This is a genomic window from Desulforamulus reducens MI-1 (assembly GCF_000016165.1).
Taxonomy (GTDB): Bacteria; Bacillota; Desulfotomaculia; order Desulfotomaculales; family Desulfotomaculaceae; genus Desulfotomaculum; species Desulfotomaculum reducens.
On the sequence record NC_009253.1, the window covers coordinates 1351103 to 1372329 of the forward strand.

General features: G+C 39.7%; 18 protein-coding genes, 1 rRNA gene and 2 pseudogenes. 19 read left to right on the plus strand and 2 right to left on the minus strand.

The genetic code is table 11. The features are described 5' to 3' along the window. Positions 1 to 72 precede the first annotated feature (72 nt). The 14 genes and pseudogenes from rrf to DRED_RS06930 all read left to right on the plus strand — a co-directional run bounded on the left by rrf (position 73) and on the right by DRED_RS06930 (position 14946). Positions 73 to 189 (plus strand): 5S ribosomal RNA (gene rrf / locus DRED_RS06870). A gap of 208 nt (positions 190 to 397) precedes the next feature. Then, positions 398 to 3148 carry a response regulator gene (locus DRED_RS06875; protein ID WP_011877625.1) on the plus strand — a complete coding sequence of 917 codons (2751 nt, stop codon included), beginning with the start codon at positions 398 to 400 and terminating at the stop codon, positions 3146 to 3148. Positions 3149 to 3191: 43 nt separating this feature from the next. Further along, complete coding sequence (locus tag DRED_RS06880) at positions 3192 to 4001, plus strand: CheR family methyltransferase (RefSeq protein WP_011877626.1); 810 nt, start codon at positions 3192 to 3194, stop codon at positions 3999 to 4001. A gap of 17 nt (positions 4002 to 4018) precedes the next feature. After that, a complete protein-coding gene (locus tag DRED_RS06885; protein WP_011877627.1) occupies positions 4019 to 5548 on the plus strand; it encodes a PAS domain S-box protein in 1530 nt (509 codons plus the stop codon). Positions 5549 to 5752: 204 nt separating this feature from the next. Then, positions 5753 to 6766 (plus strand): FG-GAP repeat domain-containing protein, encoded by a 1014-nt coding sequence (locus DRED_RS06890; RefSeq protein ID WP_011877628.1) that lies wholly within the window; start codon positions 5753 to 5755, stop codon positions 6764 to 6766. Positions 6767 to 7023: 257 nt separating this feature from the next. Then, a complete protein-coding gene (locus tag DRED_RS06895; RefSeq protein ID WP_011877629.1) occupies positions 7024 to 8637 on the plus strand; it encodes a DAK2 domain-containing protein in 1614 nt (537 codons plus the stop codon). A gap of 312 nt (positions 8638 to 8949) precedes the next feature. After that, on the plus strand, positions 8950 to 10206 hold the full coding sequence (locus tag DRED_RS06900) for an MFS transporter (RefSeq protein ID WP_011877630.1): 1257 nt from the start codon (positions 8950 to 8952) through the stop codon (positions 10204 to 10206). 58 nt (positions 10207 to 10264) lie between these two features. Further along, positions 10265 to 10618 (plus strand): CGGC domain-containing protein, encoded by a 354-nt coding sequence (locus tag DRED_RS06905; RefSeq protein ID WP_011877631.1) that lies wholly within the window; start codon positions 10265 to 10267, stop codon positions 10616 to 10618. Between the two features lie 342 nt (positions 10619 to 10960). Continuing rightward, a complete protein-coding gene (locus DRED_RS06910) occupies positions 10961 to 11800 on the plus strand; it encodes a zinc metalloprotease HtpX (protein WP_011877632.1) in 840 nt (279 codons plus the stop codon). Between the two features lie 64 nt (positions 11801 to 11864). Continuing rightward, a complete protein-coding gene (locus DRED_RS06915; protein WP_011877633.1) occupies positions 11865 to 12146 on the plus strand; it encodes a DUF503 domain-containing protein in 282 nt (93 codons plus the stop codon). Positions 12147 to 12360: 214 nt separating this feature from the next. Then, positions 12361 to 12495 (plus strand): hypothetical protein, encoded by a 135-nt coding sequence (locus DRED_RS19530; protein ID WP_274376910.1) that lies wholly within the window; start codon positions 12361 to 12363, stop codon positions 12493 to 12495. Between the two features lie 70 nt (positions 12496 to 12565). Then, positions 12566 to 12784 (plus strand): annotated as a pseudogene (locus DRED_RS06920) (DUF362 domain-containing protein); the annotation flags it as partial. 233 nt (positions 12785 to 13017) lie between these two features. Continuing rightward, positions 13018 to 14175: a double-cubane-cluster-containing anaerobic reductase gene (locus DRED_RS06925; RefSeq protein ID WP_011877636.1), complete on the plus strand. Its 1158-nt coding sequence runs from the start codon at positions 13018 to 13020 to the stop codon at positions 14173 to 14175. 3 nt (positions 14176 to 14178) lie between these two features. Then, on the plus strand, positions 14179 to 14946 hold the full coding sequence (locus tag DRED_RS06930; RefSeq protein ID WP_011877637.1) for an acyl-CoA dehydratase activase: 768 nt from the start codon (positions 14179 to 14181) through the stop codon (positions 14944 to 14946). Between the two features lie 51 nt (positions 14947 to 14997). Here DRED_RS06930 and ychF read toward each other — a convergent pair whose 3' ends face one another. Next, positions 14998 to 16101, minus strand: a complete 1104-nt coding sequence (ychF, locus tag DRED_RS06935; RefSeq protein WP_011877638.1) for a redox-regulated ATPase YchF — start codon at positions 16099 to 16101, stop codon at positions 14998 to 15000. A gap of 371 nt (positions 16102 to 16472) precedes the next feature. Here ychF and asnS point away from each other — a divergent pair, with 371 nt between their 5' ends. The 3 genes from asnS to DRED_RS06950 all read left to right on the plus strand — a co-directional run bounded on the left by asnS (position 16473) and on the right by DRED_RS06950 (position 19960). Beyond that, on the plus strand, positions 16473 to 17762 hold the full coding sequence (gene asnS / locus DRED_RS06940; RefSeq protein ID WP_011877639.1) for an asparagine--tRNA ligase: 1290 nt from the start codon (positions 16473 to 16475) through the stop codon (positions 17760 to 17762). Between the two features lie 148 nt (positions 17763 to 17910). Then, positions 17911 to 19209 carry a putative DNA modification/repair radical SAM protein gene (locus DRED_RS06945; protein ID WP_011877640.1) on the plus strand — a complete coding sequence of 433 codons (1299 nt, stop codon included), beginning with the start codon at positions 17911 to 17913 and terminating at the stop codon, positions 19207 to 19209. Position 19210: 1 nt separating this feature from the next. Continuing rightward, positions 19211 to 19960, plus strand: coding sequence for a TIGR03915 family putative DNA repair protein (locus DRED_RS06950; RefSeq protein ID WP_011877641.1), 750 nt, complete (start codon positions 19211 to 19213; stop codon positions 19958 to 19960). Between the two features lie 65 nt (positions 19961 to 20025). Here the strand turns inward: DRED_RS06950 and DRED_RS06955 are convergent, their stop codons facing one another. Further along, the gene (locus tag DRED_RS06955) at positions 20026 to 20226 is read right to left on the minus strand and encodes a hypothetical protein (RefSeq protein WP_041274520.1); all 201 of its coding nucleotides are present in this window, start codon (positions 20224 to 20226) and stop codon (positions 20026 to 20028) included. A 400-nt stretch (positions 20227 to 20626) separates the two neighbouring features. Between DRED_RS06955 and DRED_RS19260 the strand changes: the two are divergent. Both DRED_RS19260 and DRED_RS19265 read left to right on the plus strand, forming a co-directional pair. Further along, a pseudogene (locus DRED_RS19260) lies at positions 20627 to 20887 on the plus strand (DUF6431 domain-containing protein); the annotation flags it as partial. Between the two features lie 15 nt (positions 20888 to 20902). Then, positions 20903 to 21208, plus strand: coding sequence for a hypothetical protein (locus DRED_RS19265; RefSeq protein ID WP_238442640.1), 306 nt, complete (start codon positions 20903 to 20905; stop codon positions 21206 to 21208). Positions 21209 to 21227: the final 19 nt, after the last annotated feature.

A 21227-nucleotide genomic window follows, 5' to 3' on the forward strand; every position in this document is an offset into this window, starting at 1 on the left:
AGCCAAAAAGCTCATGGCCCAAGGCCCACAGCCCATGGCTGACCTAAAAGTAATACCCAATAGCATAAAGTTTCTGGTGGCGATACCGGAGGGGGTACACCTGTTCCCATCCCGAACACAGCAGTTAAGCCCTCCAGGGCCGATGGTACTTGGAGCTCACGCTCCTGGGAGAGTAGGTCGTCGCCAGAGTAATTTTTAACACCCACAGTCATAGGCTGTGGGTGTTTTTTATTAGTTTTAAAGAGATAAATTAATCTTATTTCTTTATATTTTCGATTATTGTTATATAAAAATGGAAAATAAAAGAAGGTTTAAGAAAATTTGCAAAGAATATAAGTAAAAATTTACATTATTATGAATATTTATAAAATAGGAGCCAAAGAAGGGGATAATATAGATGAAACTAAAAACTAAGCTTTTTTTAGGACTTAGTGGCCTTTTTATCATATTGCTTTTAATTTCAGGCAGTGCGATTTATGGGATGAAAAAATTCAACAATAATATTGAGGAAATTGTTAAGAACCGTTACCAAAAGGTTATTTTAGTTGCTACCATTCAGTTTGAGATTAACAATGCCAGCCGTTATTTAAGGGACCTAATCTTAGAAGATAACAATACAGATTTAGAAATATATAATAAGATGGAAGAATCCAACAAACAGATATTGGGTGCTATCTCAGCCTTGGAAAAAGTTAGTGAAGTTGATGAGTTAAAGCAATTAACTACAGAGGTAAAGACTGCTTTTAATGAATACTTGAAAATCGAGAAAACAATCTATAGCTTGGTTCAAGCTGGTAGAAGAGATGAAGCTAAAGCTGTCCTGTATCAGAATGCATCTGTTCAGACACGGTTAAAACTAGTTCAAATGATTGATGATGTAGGTAGTATTCAACAAAAACAAATGGAGCTAACAGTGGCTCAGTCAAAGGATGTTTATAATAACATTGTTTTCATTTTTATCTCGTTGGTATTAATAGGCATGGTTCTAGGTAGCGGCATTGTAGTGTGGCTGATACAGAACATTGTAGGTAATCTCCACCGAGTGACATTAGCGATGAAAAGTGTCTCTTCCCATAAGGATAAAACATTTTTACCCCGGCTTGATATAGTATCTAGTGATGAAATTGGAAAAATCTCCGAAGTCTTTAATGATATGGTGGAAGCCCTGGAACAACATGCCCGTCAGGAAAAGGAGAAGAATCTAGCTATTCAAGAGCAGCACTGGCTGAAATCAAAGGTTGCAGAAATAATGACTCTGTTCCAGGGAGTTCTGGATGTAAAAACCTTTGCCCAGCTACTGATTACAAGAATACCTCCGATAGTGGGAGGATGTTATGGGGTATTTTACGTTTCTGTGACTGAGGGTGAAGAGCAAAGACTTATAAAGATGGCATCCTATGCCAGTGGTGGACAGGATGTGGGAACTTCTAGTTTTCGCCCAGGGGAAGGTCTAGTGGGACAGTGTTTGCTGGAAAATAAAGTTATTTATCTTACTAATATTCCGAATCAATATATTCATATTACTTCTGGACTCGGTACAGCACCTGCCAAATGCATTACTGTACTGCCAGTAGAATTTGAGGGCAAGGTTGTGGCCGTTATTGAACTGGCCTCTTTTACTGAACTTAGCTCTTTGCAGCAGGAACTACTGGAGCAGGTGAGATGGAATGTTGGTATTTCCCTGAACCGTATTGGCAACCACATGCAAGTTCAAAAGCTACTGGCAGATTCACAGGCATTAACAGAGGAACTGCAAACTCAGTCAGAAGAACTCCAAATGCAGCAGGAAGAATTAAAAACCTTTAACGAAAAGCTTGAGAATCAATACAAAGAATCTGAACAAAAGACCATCGAACTACAAAAAGCGAAGACAGCCCTGGAAGAACAGGCCAGTCATTTAGCACTAAGTTCCCAGTATAAATCTGAATTTCTATCTAATATGTCCCATGAATTAAGAACTCCCTTGAACAGCCTATTAATTCTAGCACGTATACTGGTGGAAAATAAGGATGGCAACCTCTCACCAAAGCAAGTTGAATATGCGGAGACAATCCTATCTTCGGGAAATGATTTATTAAATTTAATTAATGATATTTTTGATCTAGCTAAGATAGAGGCAGGCAAATTAATTGTTAAACCTGAACAGATATCTCTTACTGAACTTATATATACGCTAGAAAGGCAATTTCAACCGATAGCTCGACAGAAGCTTCTAGACTTTACAATCCAACTGGACAACGATATACCAAAAACCTTCTTTACCGATAAAAACAGGTTAATGCAGATATTGAAGAATCTTTTATCTAATGCCTTTAAATTTACCAATGAGGGTTGTGTAAATCTCCATGTCCAAAGGGCCACTAAAATATCAGAAAAAGGGACACAAATAGTATTCTCTGTCTCAGATACAGGGATCGGCATAGCAAAAGATAAGCAGGCTTTGATCTTTGAGGCGTTTCAGCAGGGGGATGGCACTACCAGCCGCAAGTTTGGGGGAACAGGTCTGGGTCTGTCCATTTGCCGGGAACTAGCCGGTTTACTAGGAGGCTTTATTGAACTGCAAAGTATTAAAGGAAAAGGAAGTACTTTTTCTGTTTACATACCAACCTATGATGTTGAAACAGAATTTATTGAACCAGCCAGAACTGAAGTGGCTCCAGGGGATGATAATTCTCCGATTGAAAGAGATGAAATTGGCAAAACAGAAGAATGGAGCGGTGACAAAGTTTCCTTAAGCCAAATCTATTCCCAGGGGGATAAAACCTTGAAGGGGTATAGGGTGCTTGTGGTCGATGACGACATGCGTAATGTCTTTGCTATTACTGCTGCCCTAGAAGAGCAGGAAATAGAAGTCTTGTTTGCTGGAAATGGGCGAGAGGCTCAGGAAATATTGATGCAGACCCCAGGTATCGACCTAGTGCTGATGGACATTATGATGCCAGAGATGGATGGCTATGAGGCAATGCAATCCATTAGGAAAATGCCCGAATACGAGAAAATTCCCATAATAGCCTTAACTGCTAAGGCTATGAAAGGTGACCGGGATAAATGTTTGCAAGCTGGAGCATCAGATTATATTAGCAAGCCACTTGATATTAATCAATTGCTTTCTTTAATGCGAGTGTGGTTGTACAGGAAGGTGAACTAATATACTTAAGACAAAGAAATACAATGGAGAAGAAATCAGCCATTTGGAACGAATTGAAATCCAATTATTGTTGCAAGGCATATTCCAGCTTTACGGCTATGATTTTAGGGATTATGTTTTTTCATCCATTCGCCGTCGAATCTGGCACCGGGTTCAAGCCGAGAGGTTGACGACAATCTCCGCACTGCAAGAAAGAGTATTTCATCAACCTGATTGCATGCAGAGACTCCTGTTAGATTTTTCCATACAGGTGACAGAAATGTTCCGGGACCCAGATTTTTTTAAGGTTTTCAGAGAGAGGGTAGTGCCCTGTCTTAGGGAATATCCCTTTATCCGTATCTGGCATGCTGGTTGCTCTTCAGGAGAAGAAGTTTACTCAATGGTCATTTTACTCTATGAGGAAGGTTTAAGTGATAAGAGTATCCTTTATGCCACAGATATTAACGAAGTAGCATTAAAAACAGCGAGAGCAGGAGCCTTTCCACTGGAAAAAATGAAAACCTATACCGGAAATTACTTGCGGGCAGGAGGATGCCAAGACTTTTCCCAATATTACACCGCAAAAGATGATTATGTTGTTTTTCGAAACTTTCTTAAAAAGAACATAGTTTTTGCCCAACACAATTTGGTTACGGATAGCTCTTTTAATGAATTCGATGTAATTATATGCAGAAACGTTATGATTTACTTTAATAAAAAACTACAAAACCGTGTCCATGGGTTATTTTGTCAAAGTCTTAATTACTCCGGCTACTTGGTCCTAGGAAAAAAGGAGGATATCAAGTTTACCGCCCATGCGGAACATTATAAGGAGTTGTATGCTGAACAAAGAATTTATCAAAAGATTCGCTAGGAGGAAAGTTCAAGACAATGGAAAACGCAATAAAAATATTGATGGTGGATGACCAGTATGAAAATCTGCTGGCTCTGGAGGGTATACTGGAATCTCCCATGTACCGGTTGGTCACGGCAACCTCCGGTGAAGAAGCTTTAAAACAGGTCTTAAAGGATGACTTTGCTGTGATTTTACTGGATGTAAGGATGCCAGGCTTAAATGGTTATGAAACTGCAAAGATTATTCGTTCCAGAGGAAAATCACGACATACACCCATTATTTTTATTACTGCCAATCACCAGGATACAGAGCAGGTTCATAAAGGCTATGCATTAGGAGCTATTGATTATATCTTTAAACCTGTTGATCCCGAGACGTTAAGATATAAGATTTCTGGATTTGTCAATCTATACAAGCATCAGGAACAACTTGAGATTATGGTACAACAACGAACCCAAGAACTGTTGCTTGCTAATGAACGACTTCAACGTGAAGTTAAACAACATAAGCAAACTGAAGAGGAACTGCGGAAGAGTGAAGGGCGATTTCGCATATTTTTTGAGAAATCTCAGATTGGCATTATCCTATTAAGTCCAGAAGGTGGTTTACTTGAAAGTAACCCAGCCTTTCAAAAAATGATTGGTTACACTGACGAAGAATTAAAAAGAATGGTATTTACTGAATTTACACATCCAGAATACATAGAAAAAAACATTGAACTTTACCAGAAATTATTAGAAGGAGAAATAGAATATTATGAAATAAAAAAACGTTATTTATCGAAATGCGGCAAATTAATTTGGGGACACCTAACTGTATTTTCCACGAGGGATATCAATGCTAAAATTGAATTTGTTATTGCTTTTGTCCAAGACATAACCGAGAAAAAAATATTGGAAGAAGAAATGGTTCGGTTTGATCGGCTGAATATGGTTGGGGAAATGGCTGCAGGGATTAGTCATGAGGTTAGAAACCCCATGACCACTGTTAGGGGATTCTTACAAATGCTGCAAGGAAAAGATGATTGCTCTAGGTACAAAGACTACTTTACTTTGATGATTCAAGAGCTTGATCGTGCTAATTCCATTATAACCGAGTTTCTTTCTATAGGTAGGAACACACCTTCAAATCTAGAAAAACAAAACATAAATTTTATAGTAAACTCCCTTAAGCCCTTACTTCAGGCTGACGCATTTGGTCAAGGTAAATATGTACAAGTAGAAACCAACAAAGTCCCAGATCTTCTCTTAGACAGTAAGGAGATTCGACAAATAATCTTAAACCTATGTAGAAATGGTTTAGAAGCTATGACTAGTGGTGGTCGACTTATTATAAGAACCTACTTGGAAAATAGGAAGGTTGTTCTTACCGTACAAGATGAAGGAGAAGGTATTAGATCAGAGGTAATGGAGAAACTTGGCACCCCTTTCTTTACAACCAAAGCGAATGGAACCGGGTTGGGACTAAGCATCTGTTATAGTATTGCTGCCCGCCACAATGCTGTTATAAGTATAGATACCAGTGCTAACGGTACAACTTTCTATGTAAAGTTTAATTGCAATTAAAGGGGTCAGACCCCCGTAAAAAATGTCGAAATAGCACAAAGCCAAAAAGCTGAAGGTTAGATATCAAAGACAATCTCAAAAGCATTAATTTTAACACCCACAGTCATAGGTTGCTGGGTGTTGTTAATTTTAAATATAATTCTAGTAATAAGTACATTTAATTAGTTGAAAAAGCATATTGTAGTATGAATAGGAACGTTGGGGGTGTTGAAGATAACTCTATCCAGAGTTGTATACCAAGTAACACTAGAGGGACCTTTATTAGTCGAGAGTGGAAATGTTATAACTGGCGATAAAAAGGACTTGGTAGTAGCCAGTGGATCTACTGTCTACATTTACAGCCCACAAAATGATGGATACAAGCAAACTTCGGTTCTGAACCTGGAACAATCAATATTAAGTTTAGAAGTTGGCTTTAATGTACTGGATAAAAATATCATATTTGTGGGGACTGAAGATAGAATTATTGCTTTTGGAAATGTTAACGGAGCTATTACTCAACTTTGGCAAACAGATCCAGAACCGGGTGCCAACATAAGTGGTATAACATTGGCTGATTTAGACGGGGATAAAAGGGAGGAACTGGCTGCCATTGGTAGGGATAACGATACGCTATATGTGTATTTGCTGATTGGGGATAACATAGCATCAATACAACCACAATTGTTATCCATTAGGCAATTACCGGGGCCCTCCCGTAGTATTACATCCTTTTCACCGGAACCTCAAAGGCCCCGGTTATTGGCCATAGCATATGGAGCAAATCAGGCATTATCAATTGTCACCTACTTTTTAACAGAAACAGGCTTTGATCAGGGGCCCGAGCTAGTTAATCTACCCTATAGGATAACTGATCTAGCAGGCGGAAACTTGCTGCCTGATCCAGGAGAAGAATTGGTGACCGCAGGTAACGATGGTTTCGTTAGGATTTATACTGCAAATAACCAGTTAAGATTAGGCCTCCTCACAAAAAATTTAGGAACCACAGTTTCAGCTGTAGACACTCAAATGGTAACCGAGAATACATCTCTATTGGTAGCTGGTTCCCCGAGAGAGTTTGTTTTTGGTTTTTATAGCCCAGGCCTAACCAGTGAACCAGATTGGGCAATTAATGTTGGGGGAGCAGTGAATGATCTTGAGATCATTGATATTGACAATGTCGCCGTGGGAACACAAAATGGAATATTGCAGGTATGGGAAATTAAATATCCATTCTAATGTTAAACTAAGCTTCCGATGGCTTGTACTCCCGAGTATACCAAAGACTTGGCGGAAGCTTAGTTTATATATATCCTTATTTTCCATCAAGGTAATAGAAGAACAGAAAAATTAATTGTCACATGCGTTTCCTAAACAAAAACTGACAAAAAATAATATATGTACTCTGTTTTAGATTAATAGAAGGAATGTTTCAGTTTTAGAAGAATATTATTTAATTGGAGTTTTTTAATAGTCTTTGATTTAGGAGGCCACTTGTGAGCTTATATTCATTTGACGGACAAGGTTTAAAAATGATGATTCTGGGTAGTACCAATTTACTTGCCCGACATAAATCAGAAATAGATGCTTTAAACGTATTTCCTGTGCCTGATGGTGACACAGGGAACAACATGTACTTAACACTGCTGGCTGCAGCGAAAGAAGTGCAAAATAGTGATACTTCCCATATCGGCGAGGTTGCTGAGGCTGCTGCCCAGGCTTGCTTAATGGGCGCCCGGGGTAATTCAGGGGTTATTTTATCCCAGCTTATTCGTGGTTTTGCTAAGGCATTGGCTGGAAAGGAAAAAGCCAATGCTTTGGAAGTGGTACAGGCACTGGAAGAAGGAGCTAATTTAGCTTATCAGGCAGTGATGAACCCAGTAGAGGGAACAATACTAACGGTGATGAGACGCAGTGCCGAGGCTGCTAGGAGTGCAGTTTTAAGAAATTATGACTTACTCAGAGTTATGATTCTTACCTTACGAGAAGCAAGGGTAGCACTGGGTGAGACACCAGAACTGCTACCTGTTTTAAAAGAAGCAGGGGTTGTGGATGCAGGGGGAAGAGGCTATGTAATTATATTAGAAGGGATTTTAAGCATTTTAAAACGAGCGGAAGATATCAGCCTTCTTATGGATTTTACCGCCAGACAGGAAGAAAAATTTACTAAAGCAGTTAACCGGGATTTTGACTCAGAAATTCACTTTACATATTGTACAGAGTTTATCGTAAAAGGAACCAATATCCCCTTAGATTTAATTCGTCATGAGTTAAGTCCCTACGGGGATTGTCTCATGGTTGTTGGCACTGAACAGGTGGCCAAGGTACATATTCACTCCAATCATCCCGGAATGGTGTTGGAAAATTGTTTAAATTATGGGTCGATTCACGAAGTGGCCATTCATAACATGAGAGAGCAAAGTAAGCAGATACTAAAGGAATCGGAACCTGAGAAGGAAATTGGGATAGTCACTGTTGGGACGGGCGAAGGTATAATAGATATTATGAACAGCCTAGGTGCCGATGCCGTAGTTGTTGGTGGCCAAACCATGAATCCTAGCACAGAGGAAATCGTACGATCAATTCAGGGAGTAAATGCCAAAGGTATTTTGATACTTCCTAACAATAAAAATATCATTTTAGCGGCAGAGCAGGCGGCAAAGCTGGTTAGTAATAAAGTGGTAAAGGTCATACCGACTCGGACCATTCCCCAAGGGTTGAGTGCTTTGTTAGCACAAGATCCCACAGGGGATATAGAAGATAATTATCAGCAAATGACTGCTGCTGCAGGTTCTGTAAAAACCGGTGAAGTTACGAAGGCTGTTCGAGAGACCACAAGCAACGGGTTAAAAATCCAGCAGGGTAATCTTATTGGTATAGCAGAGGGATCTATTGTGGCAGTGGGTGTAGAAATTCTTCAAGTTCTAAAAGATATGCTTAGCATTATGTTGGAAGAGGATCATTCTCTAGTAACACTTTATTATGGGGCTGAAATTGCAGATCAGGCAGAAGAGATAACGGAACAATTGCAAAAAAGTTATTCAGATATTGAATTTGAGCTTCATTATGGCGGACAACCACTTTATTATTTCATTTTCTCGGTGGAGTAAAATAAGCTGTCATGCTATACCAGTGCTACATATCGTTACGGATAGAACAACGGAATACCTTACCTTAATATAAAACAAATGAATATTACCAGAGTACCGTTGAATTATTTATTATTCAATTCTAAACAAAGCAGCCAGGCTAGGCTGTTTTGCTTTTTTTACACAATCCATTAAATTTTAAAAGAAAATCGTATTTAGATAACTAAGGTTTAGGTGCCTGCTTGTGCTCAAAGGCTGTTGTTCTAAAAAGGGATCTATTAGCTTTTCTAACTTATGTAAAAGCTTTGTATTGTTAGGTGGTGAAGGCATAATATGGGGTATTTAAAAAAAATTATAAACAAGCTTACCCGTGTTTCAGCACTGGCGGCACTTCAACATAGAAACTTTCGGTTGTTTTATTTTGGTCAAATGATATCTGTTATAGGCTTTTGGATGCAGAATATCGCTCAGGCATGGGTTGTGTTAGAGCTGACAAACTCCCCCTTTCTTTTAGGTTTGGTAACATTTGTACAGTTCTTACCAAACCTAATCTTTTCTTTGTTTGCGGGTGTCTTTGCTGATCGGTTTCCCAGAAGAGTACTTGTGATTGGTACACAAACATTATTTATGATGTTGGCCGTTATATTTGCTATATTAAGCGGAGCAGGTATACTTCAATACTGGCATATTGTAGTAATTAGTGCTTTGCTGGGAGTAACACATGCTGTAGATATTCCCGCAAGACAGTCCTTACTGGTGGAAATGGTTGGGCGTAATGACTTAAGCAATGCAATTGCCTTAAATTCATCGATGTTTAATGCAGCAAGGGTAGTGGGACCGGCACTGGGAGGATTGGTTTTAGCAAAGTATGATGCAACCACCTGTTTTCTGATTAATGCCATAAGCTATCTCTTTGTTATTTTTGGATTGCTGGCAATGAAGAGTGTTAATAAAACAAAAAGAAAATACACTCAAAATATACTCAGTCAAATTAAAGAAGGTATGCTGTATATTAGATCTACTCCTACTGTATTAATTCCGATGCTGTTACTTGCCACGGTAAGTATATCAGCCATGAACTTTGGTGTTCTAGTACCTGTGTTTGCACGTACGGTTTTAGGACAAGGGCCTGAGGGTTTTGGGCTTCTTGTTTCTTCCCAGGGGATGGGTTCATTGATTGGGGCTATCTTATTGGTGGTTGCTAGCAAGCATACTAACTTAACAAAGTTTCTATGGGGTGGTGCAACCTGTTTAGGCTTTTCTCAACTTTTACTGGGACAAATGAATTGGTATTGGCCAGTTGCTGTTTTGTTGGTGGCGGCAGGTTGGAGTATGGTAAGTTTAAGTGCTTCAGTTAACAGTTTGATTCAGCTTCAGGTACCCGATGATTTGAGGGGAAGAGTTATGAGTATATACTCTGTGTGTTTTATCGGGCTATCTTCAGTTGGGGGAATGATTGCTGGAACAGTGGCTAAGTGGTTTGGTGCCTCGGTTGCATTTAGTATAAGTGGGTTGATAGCATTATTAACTACCTTTATATTGGCAAAGCTCTGGCATAGAAAAAAATATACCTCTCAATTCAATCTGTAGAAGGTTTTTAACTATAGATGAAGAATAACCTCTTATAAATATTCATTGGAGGTGTCTTATGAAAAGGGTTGCCATATTTACCTGTCAAAAAATTAGGGACATTAGCTGTGTTGCTTGTCTGAAATGTTTTAAAGCTGCTGAGAAAAAGGATGGAGAATTTGCTCGCCACGAAGGCGAAGTTAAAATTGTTGCAATGACAAACTGTGGGGATTGCCCTGGTCTGGTAATGCCTAAAGCCCAGCTTTTACTGGAACAAGCTGATTATCTAGAAACCGATATTGATGCAGTTCATATTGGAACCTGTATGGTGAAGGCCGTTCAAACTGCCGCTTGCCCCATCGATCTAGATGGTCTTAAGAAAAAGTTAGAAACCAAGTTTAAAGAAGTTATTATAGGAACTCATAATTATTAGGTGTATTTTGTCAATAGGTGCAATTCGGCACCTATTGACAATTCAATGAGTTTGTCTTATAATAGTTTTTAGTTAAAGGGGAGTAGCCTAGAGGAACGGGGTCAACAATACGGTGTACTAAAGCACCTGGCTTCGTTGTTGGAGCTTCCAACGGCAAGACCTTTAACACAAGGTTTTTTAAAAAAATCTTGTGTTAAAGGTCTTTTTCTATTATTTGCACTTTTTACCCCATATTTAGGAGGTGAGGGGCAATACTAAAAGAAGAAAAGTCATAATGGCAGTATTTAACCTGTATTCTAGAATAATGTTTAGGGAGAAATTTAATAAGGAGGGAATCCTAGAATGAATAATTTAAAAGTAATCCTTCTAATGGGAATACTTAGCGTAATTTTAATAACCATTGGCCAAGCAGTTGGAGGAACTGAAGGAGCCACATTGTTTCTACTAATTTCATTGGGGATGAATTTGTTCAGTTACTTTTACAGTGATAAAATGGCCATTAGGATGACACGCTCTCAGCCGGTTTCAGAGCAAGAGGCCCCTGAGTTATATGCCATTATTAGAAACTTAGCCCAGCGTGCCCATCTTCCCATGCCCAAAGTCTATATTACCCCTTCTCATCAACCCAATGCCTTTGCAACGGGTCGTAACCCACAACATGCTGCAGTGGCGGTTACAGAAGGTCTTCTGCACCTGTGTAACCGGGATGAATTGGAAGGTGTACTGGCCCATGAGTTGGCACATATTGCAAATCGAGATATTTTAGTCAGTACCATTGCTGCGGCCTTTGCCGGAGCAATCACCTGGATTGCTAATATCGTTCAATGGGGTGCAATTTTTGGCGGTATGAGGGGTGATGAGGAAGAAGGCGGAGGTATTGGTGCCCTGGTGTTGGCAATGATTGCTCCCCTTGCAGCCACCATTGTTCAACTGGCAATCTCAAGGTCGCGGGAATATGGGGCAGATGAACTTGGTGCCGAAATAGCAGGAAAATCAGACGGTTTAGCCAATGCGCTGTTAAAACTAGAACGGGCCGCTCACCAGATTCCCATGCAAGTATCTCCTGCTGCATCCCATATGTTCATTACCAACCCGTTATCAGCACAAGCCTTTGTTAAAATGTTTAGTACTCACCCGCCCATTCAGGACCGTGTAGAGAGACTTCGTCAAATGAGATTTTAAGTAAGAAATGGGCACCCTGGTTGCAGGGGCCCATTTTTGTATTGTCTAAAAAGGGAGCGATTTAATGATTGTTGGTATAATGACTGTGGAGTTGTATATCAGCGGAGCCACAACTCTAAAAGAAAAGAGACGGGTTCTTAAAAGTATCATTGACAGAATTCGCAGCAAATATAATGTATCAATTTCAGAAGTGGACAATCAAGACCTTTGGCAGCGGGCGACCCTTGGGGTAGCAGCAGTTAGTAATGAAACAAGCCATGTAAGCCGCATGCTTGACACGGTGATTCGTACTATTGAAAATAACGGAGAAGCGGATTTAGTGGATTATTCGATAGAAATACTTTAGTATAAAAATAGTCGTTAGCCTTTAGTAATTAGCTAAAGGGCTCTGAGCCATGAGCCTTGGACCTTGGACTATTTGTGCATGCAGTTGCTTAAGGGAATTTAGCTCATGGCCCGGTTATTTTTTATCATTGGCTTGTGACCTTTCATCATGGGTGTTAAAATTTCATCTGTGGCAGTTTTATCATAATGGGCAAAACATAGTGGGAGGAAACAAAATGACGCGGGTAGAAGAGTTAGTAAAACAAATAGAAGATTTAACCTTTGAAGAACAAAAAATACTCTTTGATCTTTTGGCTGATACATTGGATAATTTTGGCTGGCTTAAATTAAATGACATAAAACTCTATTAAAAAGGGAGGTATGTTCACTGACGGCAAAGGTTTATTTTTAAGAAGTCAAAATTGGTTCAGGTGCCTTGGTATTGGAATTTTAGCCTCCCTTGACCCTGTGGCACTGGATCAAGCCTGCATTGATTTGATAAATCAGGAACATGGTCTACCGGGTTTACGGCTGGAAGGCCAACCCCATGGCTCCGATAAATTCCGCGCTCTTTGGCCCCATGTTGACTGGAAGCGAGGATTGGAGTATGCAGAGAGCATTGGTTTGGGTACAAGGAAATATGAATTGATCAAAATCTAATGGCAAGAAGCCAAAGTCCTACATTATGTAGGACTTTTTATATTTTTTAGCTTAGCTTGCATATATCAGGTATAAAGAAACATTTATAAAAATTTCTGTCACATAAAAAATCACCTTTTGTTATAGTCCTAACATTAAATATAAAATATTATTATACTTTGTATAAAGGGAATACAGTGTTATTTCTCTAATATGTTTTAGTTGTAACCCAAATAATTTTTGGAGGAAAAAACATGAGACCTGAAAGTATGAAAATTTTTGATGAACTGCGTAATTTAAATGTACTCACGGTTCAAAACGCCAAAAGAGAAGGAAAAAAAGTTGTGGGATGCTATTGCACCTACACACCCCAAGAATTAATTCTTGCTTCAGGTGCTTCGCCTGTAACCCTATGCGGTACACGCCAAGAACCCATTCCTGCTGCTGAAAGAGATTTACCAAGGAACCTCTGTCCTTTAATTAAATCCAGCTATGGTTTTGCTGTTACGGCTAAATGTCCCTATTTCGAAGCAGCCGATGTTCTGGTAGCAGAGACAACCTGCGATGGTAAGAAAAAAATGTATGAGCTAATGAGTAAGATAAAGCCTATGCATGTAATGAACCTTCCCCAGGGTCCTAAGGGAGAAGAGGCTTTAGTGGCATGGGCTAAAGAAATGAATATATTAAAAGACTGGTTGGCAGAAAAATTTGAGGTAGAGATAACCGAGGCAGATATACGTAAAGCTATTAAACTGATGAACAGGGAAAGGTCGGCCATGCGCAACCTGCATGCCACCACCAAGGTAAAACCAGCCCCCATTACTGGTGTTGATCTACTGGTTTCGGTATGGACCAAAGGCTTCAATATTAATAAAGAAGACGGCATTACTTTGGTTGAGCAACTAACTGCAGAAATAGAAGAATTGACGGCCAAGGGTATCAGTCCCTTCACCAATGAAACGCCTAGAATATTACTAACAGGATGTCCCGTTGGCTTTGGTTCTGAAAAAGTTGTTCGTTTGTTGGAAGAGAGTGGTGCTTCTGTTGTAGCCTTTGAGAACTGCTCGGGCTACAAGGCACTGGATAGGCTTGTGGATGAGAGCGAAAATAAAGATGTCATGGTGGCTCTGGCGGAAAAATATCTCAATATCCCTTGCTCCTGCATGACACCCAATGAAGGAAGATTTGATTTAATTAATAAAATGGCGAAGGAATATCAGGTTGATGCCATCGTTGATTTAACCTGGCAAGCCTGTCATACCTACAACATAGAAGCCTATGCCATTCGAGACTATGTACAGAACCAACTGAGCCTACCCTATATGCACCTGGAAACCGACTACTCTGAGTCGGATGTGGAACAATTAAGGGTGCGTGTGCAAGCCTTCCTAGAGCTGATCCAAGGGGAATAAAATATGATAACAGCTGGCATTGATGTGGGTTCAGTTTCCACAAAGGTTGTCCTACTCATAGATGACGAAATAAAATATTTAGTCCGTCCCACTGGCTGGAGTCCCCGGGATGCCGGTTTGCATGCCTATCAAGAATTGTTGGACTCCGCGGGATGTAATAATAATGATGTTAGTGGTGTTGTCGGTACAGGTTATGGCCGAATTTCTTTGCCTATAATTGATAAAGCCGTAACAGAAATCCACTGTCATGCTAGGGGTGCTAATTATCTGGTTGGCCAGGGAGGCCTTTTAATTGATATCGGTGGCCAAGACAGCAAAGCCATCCTTATGAATGAGCGGGGCAAAGTGGTTGATTTTGCCATGAATGACAAATGTGCAGCTGGAACAGGCCGATTCTTGCAGGTAATTGCAGCTGCCCTAGGGGTGGATGTCAGTGAGTTGGCAGACTTAGCGGAAAATAGGCAACCCCTGGATATTAATAGCATGTGTACGGTCTTTGCGGAATCCGAAGTGATAAGTCTGCTGGCGAAGGGATCCGATAAGCGGGATATTATAGCGGGTATTCACCGATCTGTGGCAAGAAGGGTCTGGGGCATGGCCAGTCGCTTTGGACCAGCCCAATGTGTAATTTTTACTGGTGGGGTTGCCCAAAATCATGATGTACGTAACCGTTTGTCTCAGGAAGCAGGTTGTCCGGTCATCGTACCGGAAATTAGCCAAATGGCCGGCGCATTGGGAGCAGCACTGTATGCCAGAGAGTTAAAGAAATAAAAATAAAATACCGTAGCGGAAAATGCTACGGTATTTTATTGTTCGCTCGAATTAAACATTAAATCGGAAGTGCATAATATCCCCATCTTGCACCACATAATCTTTACCTTCTAAACGAAGCTTTCCAGCTTCTCTGGCCTTGGCCATAGAGCCTGCTGTAACTAAATCATCATAAGAAACAACCTCGGCTCTGATAAAACCACGCTCAAAATCAGTGTGAATAACGCCAGCTGCCTGAGGTGCTTTGGTACCTGCAGTGATAGTCCAAGCGCGCACCTCTTGCACACCTGCGGTAAAGTAAGTACGAAGTCCCAGCAGATTATAGGAGGCTCGAATGAGCTTATCTAGCCCAGATTCATCTAAACCTAATTCCTCTAGAAAAAGCCTTTTCTCTTCCCCTTGCAACTCAGCAATTTCAGACTCCAATTGAGCAGAGACAGGTACCACTGTGGCATTTTCTTGTACTGCATATTCTTTGACTTGCTGAATATAGGAATTCTTCTCAAGGTCAGGCAGGTCATTTTCACCCACATTGGTCACATAGATAATGGGCTTAATGGTTAGTAGATGAAAGAATTTTACAATTTTCATTTCTTCATCGGTAAACTCCAAGCTTCTGGCCGGTTTACCCTGGGCCAGGGCCTCATCCTTTAACCTTTGAATCAACTGATACTCAATCTTTGCCTGTTTGTCTTGAGACTTAAGTTTGCTGGCCAGGCGCTCCTGACGACGTTCCATACTTTCTAAATCAGCTAAAACCAGTTCCAAATTGATCACTTCAATATCATTTATAGGATCAATTTTACCGGAAACATGCGTGATATCATCATCAATGAAGCAACGTACAACATGAGCAATGGCATCCACTTCTCTGATATGAGATAAAAACTTATTTCCCAATCCTTCACCACGGCTGGCACCTTTCACCAGACCGGCAATATCCACAAATTCAAAGGTGGTTGGGATGGTTTTCTTGGGTATCACCAGCTCAGTTAGCTTGTCCAGACGATGATCAGGTACGGTTACAACCCCAACATTGGGTTCGATGGTACAAAACGGATAGTTTGCAGATTCAGCCCCTGCTTGTGTAATAGCATTAAACAAGGTGGATTTTCCAACATTGGGTAATCCGACAATTCCACATTTTAATGGCATGAGATGACTCCTTGCATAAAAATTTAAACACACTCTTAAAAGTATAGTAATAATTTTTTTGTTTCGCAAGCTAAAATAATAAATCCTATTTTATATATTTTAATTAGGTTAAAAATAAAAGATATGATTCTAAAAATAGGGTACTGTCTTGATGAACTTGTATTATTGTATAGATTTGAGACCCTTGAGAATGATATAGTATGATAGTAAAGTAATTTTATTACTTGGTAGATAGGGAAAGTAAAAACGTCTAAATTTGTATAAGCGTAACTCTGGCTTTATGCAGTGGAGTGCGTCTAAAGGGCTAAGTGCTTTCTTTGGGGGTATATGTAAGCTAAGTTTTCTAAGAATTTGAGGTGAATGTTTTCAAAATGCAAGGTACATTAATTAGACATCTAGGAAAACATGTGGATGAAGAAGTAAGTATTCAGGGATGGTTGTACAATAAAAGGTCATCCGGGAAAATACAATTTTTGATTGTACGGGATGGAACTGGATTAGTACAGGGGGTTTTAGTTAAAAAAGAAGCCCCAGAGATTTTTGAATTGGCTAAAGAACTTACCCAAGAATCCGCCATACGGTTAAGGGGAATCGTTCGGGAAGAGCCTCGTTCAATGGGAGGCTATGAGCTTACCGTTACTGGTCTGGAAATTATTAACCTTGCTCAAGAATATCCCATTTCTCATAAAGAGCATGGCGTTGATTTCTTAATGGACCGTCGGCATCTATGGATGCGAACACCCAGACAAAATGCAATTTTGCGGATCCGGGCCGAGATAGAACAAGCAGCCAGAGATTTTTTCAATCAAAATGATTTTACACTGGTGGATAGTCCCATTATTACACCTGCAGCCTGTGAAGGGACCACAACATTATTTGAGTTAGATTATCATGGGGAAAAGGCGTACTTATCTCAAAGCGGCCAATTGTATAACGAAGCTTCTGCCATGGCAGTAGGTCGCATGTACTGCTTTGGACCGACCTTCCGGGCTGAGAAATCAAAAACCCGTCGACATCTAATGGAATTCTGGATGATTGAAGCAGAGGCAGCTTTCTTCGATTTCGAAGACAATATGAAACTGCAGGAAGAAATGGTTTATTTTATTGTTCAGCGGGTTCTTGAACGCCGGCGCCAGGATTTAGAGTTGCTGGGACGGGATATTAGTAAGCTGGAAGCTATTAAATTACCATTTCCACGTCTTAGCTATACCGAGGCAGTTGAACTGTTAAAGAGTAAGGGTGAAGCCTTTGAATGGGGCGAAGATTTTGGAGCGCCCCACGAAACTATTATCTCAGAGAATTTTGAATCACCTGTATTTATTCACCGTTACCCCACAGAAATAAAAGCCTTTTACATGAAACCTGATCCTGAGGATGGAAGGGTTGTGCTGGGGGCGGACCTAATTGCTCCAGAAGGCTATGGTGAGATGATAGGTGGTGGCCAGCGTATTGATGATCTGCAACTTCTTGAGCAGAGGTTGGAAGAACATAAGTTACCCAAGGAAGCCTTTGAATGGTACCTGGATTTAAGGCGCTACGGCAGTGTACCACACTCTGGATTTGGCCTTGGTCTAGAACGTACTGTTGCCTGGATTTGTAAATTGGATCATGTGAGGGAAACCATTCCTTATCCACGGATGCTTTATCGTGTTTATCCATAATTAATATATTTAAAGAGCCTGGGATGCTAATCCCGGGCTCTTTAAATATATTTTTATCTTCCCTTTTTAGAACACCCGTTCTGTGATAAAATGATTAATGTGGTAAATAATTAAAACTGAACGAATTAGACCTCAATGAGGTGTTAATATGGAGTTGCTTGAAAAATTAAAAATTTTAGCTGATGCGGCCAAATATGATGTATCCTGTTCCTCCAGTGGAAGTAGGCGCAAAAATACAAAGGGCGGGATTGGAAACGCTGCCACCAGTGGGATTTGTCATAGCTGGTCCCAGGATGGAAGATGCATTTCACTATTAAAAATACTTCTTACCAATTATTGTGTCTTTAACTGTGCCTATTGTGTCAATCGAGTGTCAAACGACCTGCCAAGGGCTGCTTTCACACCAGATGAAGTTGTTGATTTAACTATTAATTTTTACAGACGAAATTATATAGAAGGGTTATTCTTGAGTTCGGCCATTTGGCAAAATCCTAATCATACTATGGAACTTCTACTGCAAACCGTAAAAAAACTAAGAGTGGAGCAACGTTTTAATGGATATATTCACTTGAAGGCCATACCCGGAGCAGATTGGAGATTGATAGCAGAGGCAGGAACCCTGGTTGACAGGATGAGCGTTAATATTGAACTGCCTTCCAGTGAGGGACTAAAATTGTTGGCACCACAAAAAAGAAAAGAAACCATTATGAAACCCATGGGCCTGATCGGGTCACAGATTTTGGAGTGCAGTGAGGAACAAAAACGGTCCAGGAAGGCTCCATCCTTTGTTCCTGCAGGCCAAAGCACTCAATTAATCATCGGCGCCACCCCGGATACAGATTTAAAGATAATCCAGCTTTCAGAAAACCTTTATCATCATTTTAATCTAAAAAGGGTTTATTACTCCGCCTACGTCCCTGTATCCAATGCACCTGTACTACCACAAATGGCCAGTCCACCTTTGAAGCGTGAAAATCGTTTATATCAAGCCGATTGGTTGCTTCGCTATTATGGATTTAAGGCACAGGAGCTTCTTTCCAATGATAATCCAAATTTTCATCTTGACCTTGACCCAAAATCTGATTGGGCCCTTCGTAACCTTCATTTATTCCCTGTGGAAGTTAACAAGGCAGATTACAACGTGATACTACGTGTACCGGGTATTGGAGTAAAATCAGCTAAAAAAATAATAATTGCACGAAAGTTTCACTCTCTAAGTTTTGAAGACTTGCAAAAAATTGGCGTGGTTTTAAAAAGGGCACGTTATTTTATTACCTGCAAAGGAAGGTATTATGGTGCAGTCCCCTTCAAAGAAGAGGCCATTAAAAACCATTTGATTCCTGCCCATAAAAAAGAACCTGCTTATACGCAGCTTTCCCTATTTTCGGAGCCTGCTTTCGGTTACCAGCTTGCGGATGCTCAAAGCAGTATTACGGGGGAAATATGATATGAATTATTTTCTCTATGATGGAAGTTTTGAGGGGTTATTAACAGCCATTTATGAAGCCTATTACCGTAGAGAAAGGCCAGATTATATTGTGGCCCAGGATGAATTTGAATCAGATTTATTTAGTAATACAATAACCATTACCAGCGACCAGGAAAAATCGGAAAGGGTTTACCGTGCCATCGAAGATAAAATATCCTATCTTACTTTACAGCATGTTTTCTATGTGCATTTATCTGACCTGCCAGAGAGGGGGACCCTCATTTATCATTACTTAAAACTGGGCTGGTGTGTAGGACCCAATGTAAACCATTACCTGGCTGAAGAGTGTGTAAGAAGAGTATTGGAAATCAGTCAAAAAGTGAGAGGTGAAAGACACCGCATGTTGGGGTTGATCCGCTTTGAAAGATTACAAGGAGATTTATACTATGCTGCCATGGAACCGGACCATAATATTGTTGGCTTGGTGGCACCTCACTTTGTTAAAAGACTGTCCGATCAAAATTGGCTAATTCATGATCTGAAAAGAAAATTAGCAGCGGTCTATAACAAAAAAGAATGGATGTTAACAAGCCTGGATGTTCCACAAACATTGATCTATGATGACAAGGAAAGCTATTATCAAGCATTATGGAAAAATTATTTTACCAGTACAGCTATTCAAGGCAGAATTAACCCAAGGCTACAAAAACAGTTCATGCCGGTCCGCTATTGGAAACATTTGGTGGAGAAGAAACCCCTTGATACATAAAGTAGAGATCTAATATACGTCATAATGCCTAGAAAACCGCACCTTTCGGTGCGGTTTTTATATTCTCATTCACGATCTATATGAAAATGATTATGATGAATCTTTAACTTATGTTTAATACCACATTCAGGACAGATTAAAACTTCACCGTCTTTATAACGAACTTCACCAATGTGCTTGTTACAACAGATAACCTCAATACCGATAAGGGATCCATCATTTTTCTGGTTTACCCGATAACCAGAATTAGGTTTTTGAGTTTCCATTGTTAATCAACCCCCTTGTGGTTACTTTATTACTTCTTCTTCATGATGTCTAAAAATCCTGCCTTTCGATGATATTGAATTGAGTTTTGGTAATAAAATTGAAAAATATACATTATTTTACCATTTCATTATTATTTTTTCATAAATAACCAATTAGCATTGATATTAGCCTAATAATTGATAAACTTTATAAATTTTAGTTTGAACAGTTCTTGATCATGAGAAAGACAAGTATCTTTGCCCCAACATGTAGATTAGCAATTTAATCTAGCTATATAGGCTCAATAATTATCAGATTAACTAATCTGCGAATAGCTTAAGCACTAAATTAATTTGAGTATTTTTTCTCATATAATTTTAGTCCTAATTGGGTATTTTGAGTTGCGAGGTGATTATCATCATGCAACTTATTTTTGATTCTAAGACCACACCAAAACAATACTATCAATGTGGTTATGAATATTCCTTTCCGAAGCCACATACTTGCTTACATCCAGATTGCAAAATCCCTGTACCTCCCAGGCCTCACGGATACTACATTCGCAATGTAATAACCCTTGGTTTTAATGGTCGCATCTTAATTCGTCGATATTATTGTAAGTATTGTGGCCATACTTTTTCCTATCTGCCGTCATTTTGCTTACCATACTTTCAGTATTCCTTGGTAACGATCTTCTTGGCTCTACTGTGGCATTATTTAAACCTAATTCCTCTTTTAAAAGTATTAACATCAAGGTTACAGTGGCAAAGACAACATCTGCAATTTTACCGCCGTAGATTTAAAGCTAACCTTAAATTTATCAAAGCAGTACTACGTCAAATGATGCCTCAGGTAATTCTTCCAAAGGAAGATGACATAAAAAAAGAAGCCCGAAAGGTGTTAATTATTGTGAAAACTGGATTCGGTCAAATCCAGGCCTTCTCCACAAGGTTTTTCACACAATCCAATAACACTTTTATGGCTTCTCGCAAATTAGCTTAACCTACTGAAAGTAGTTTTA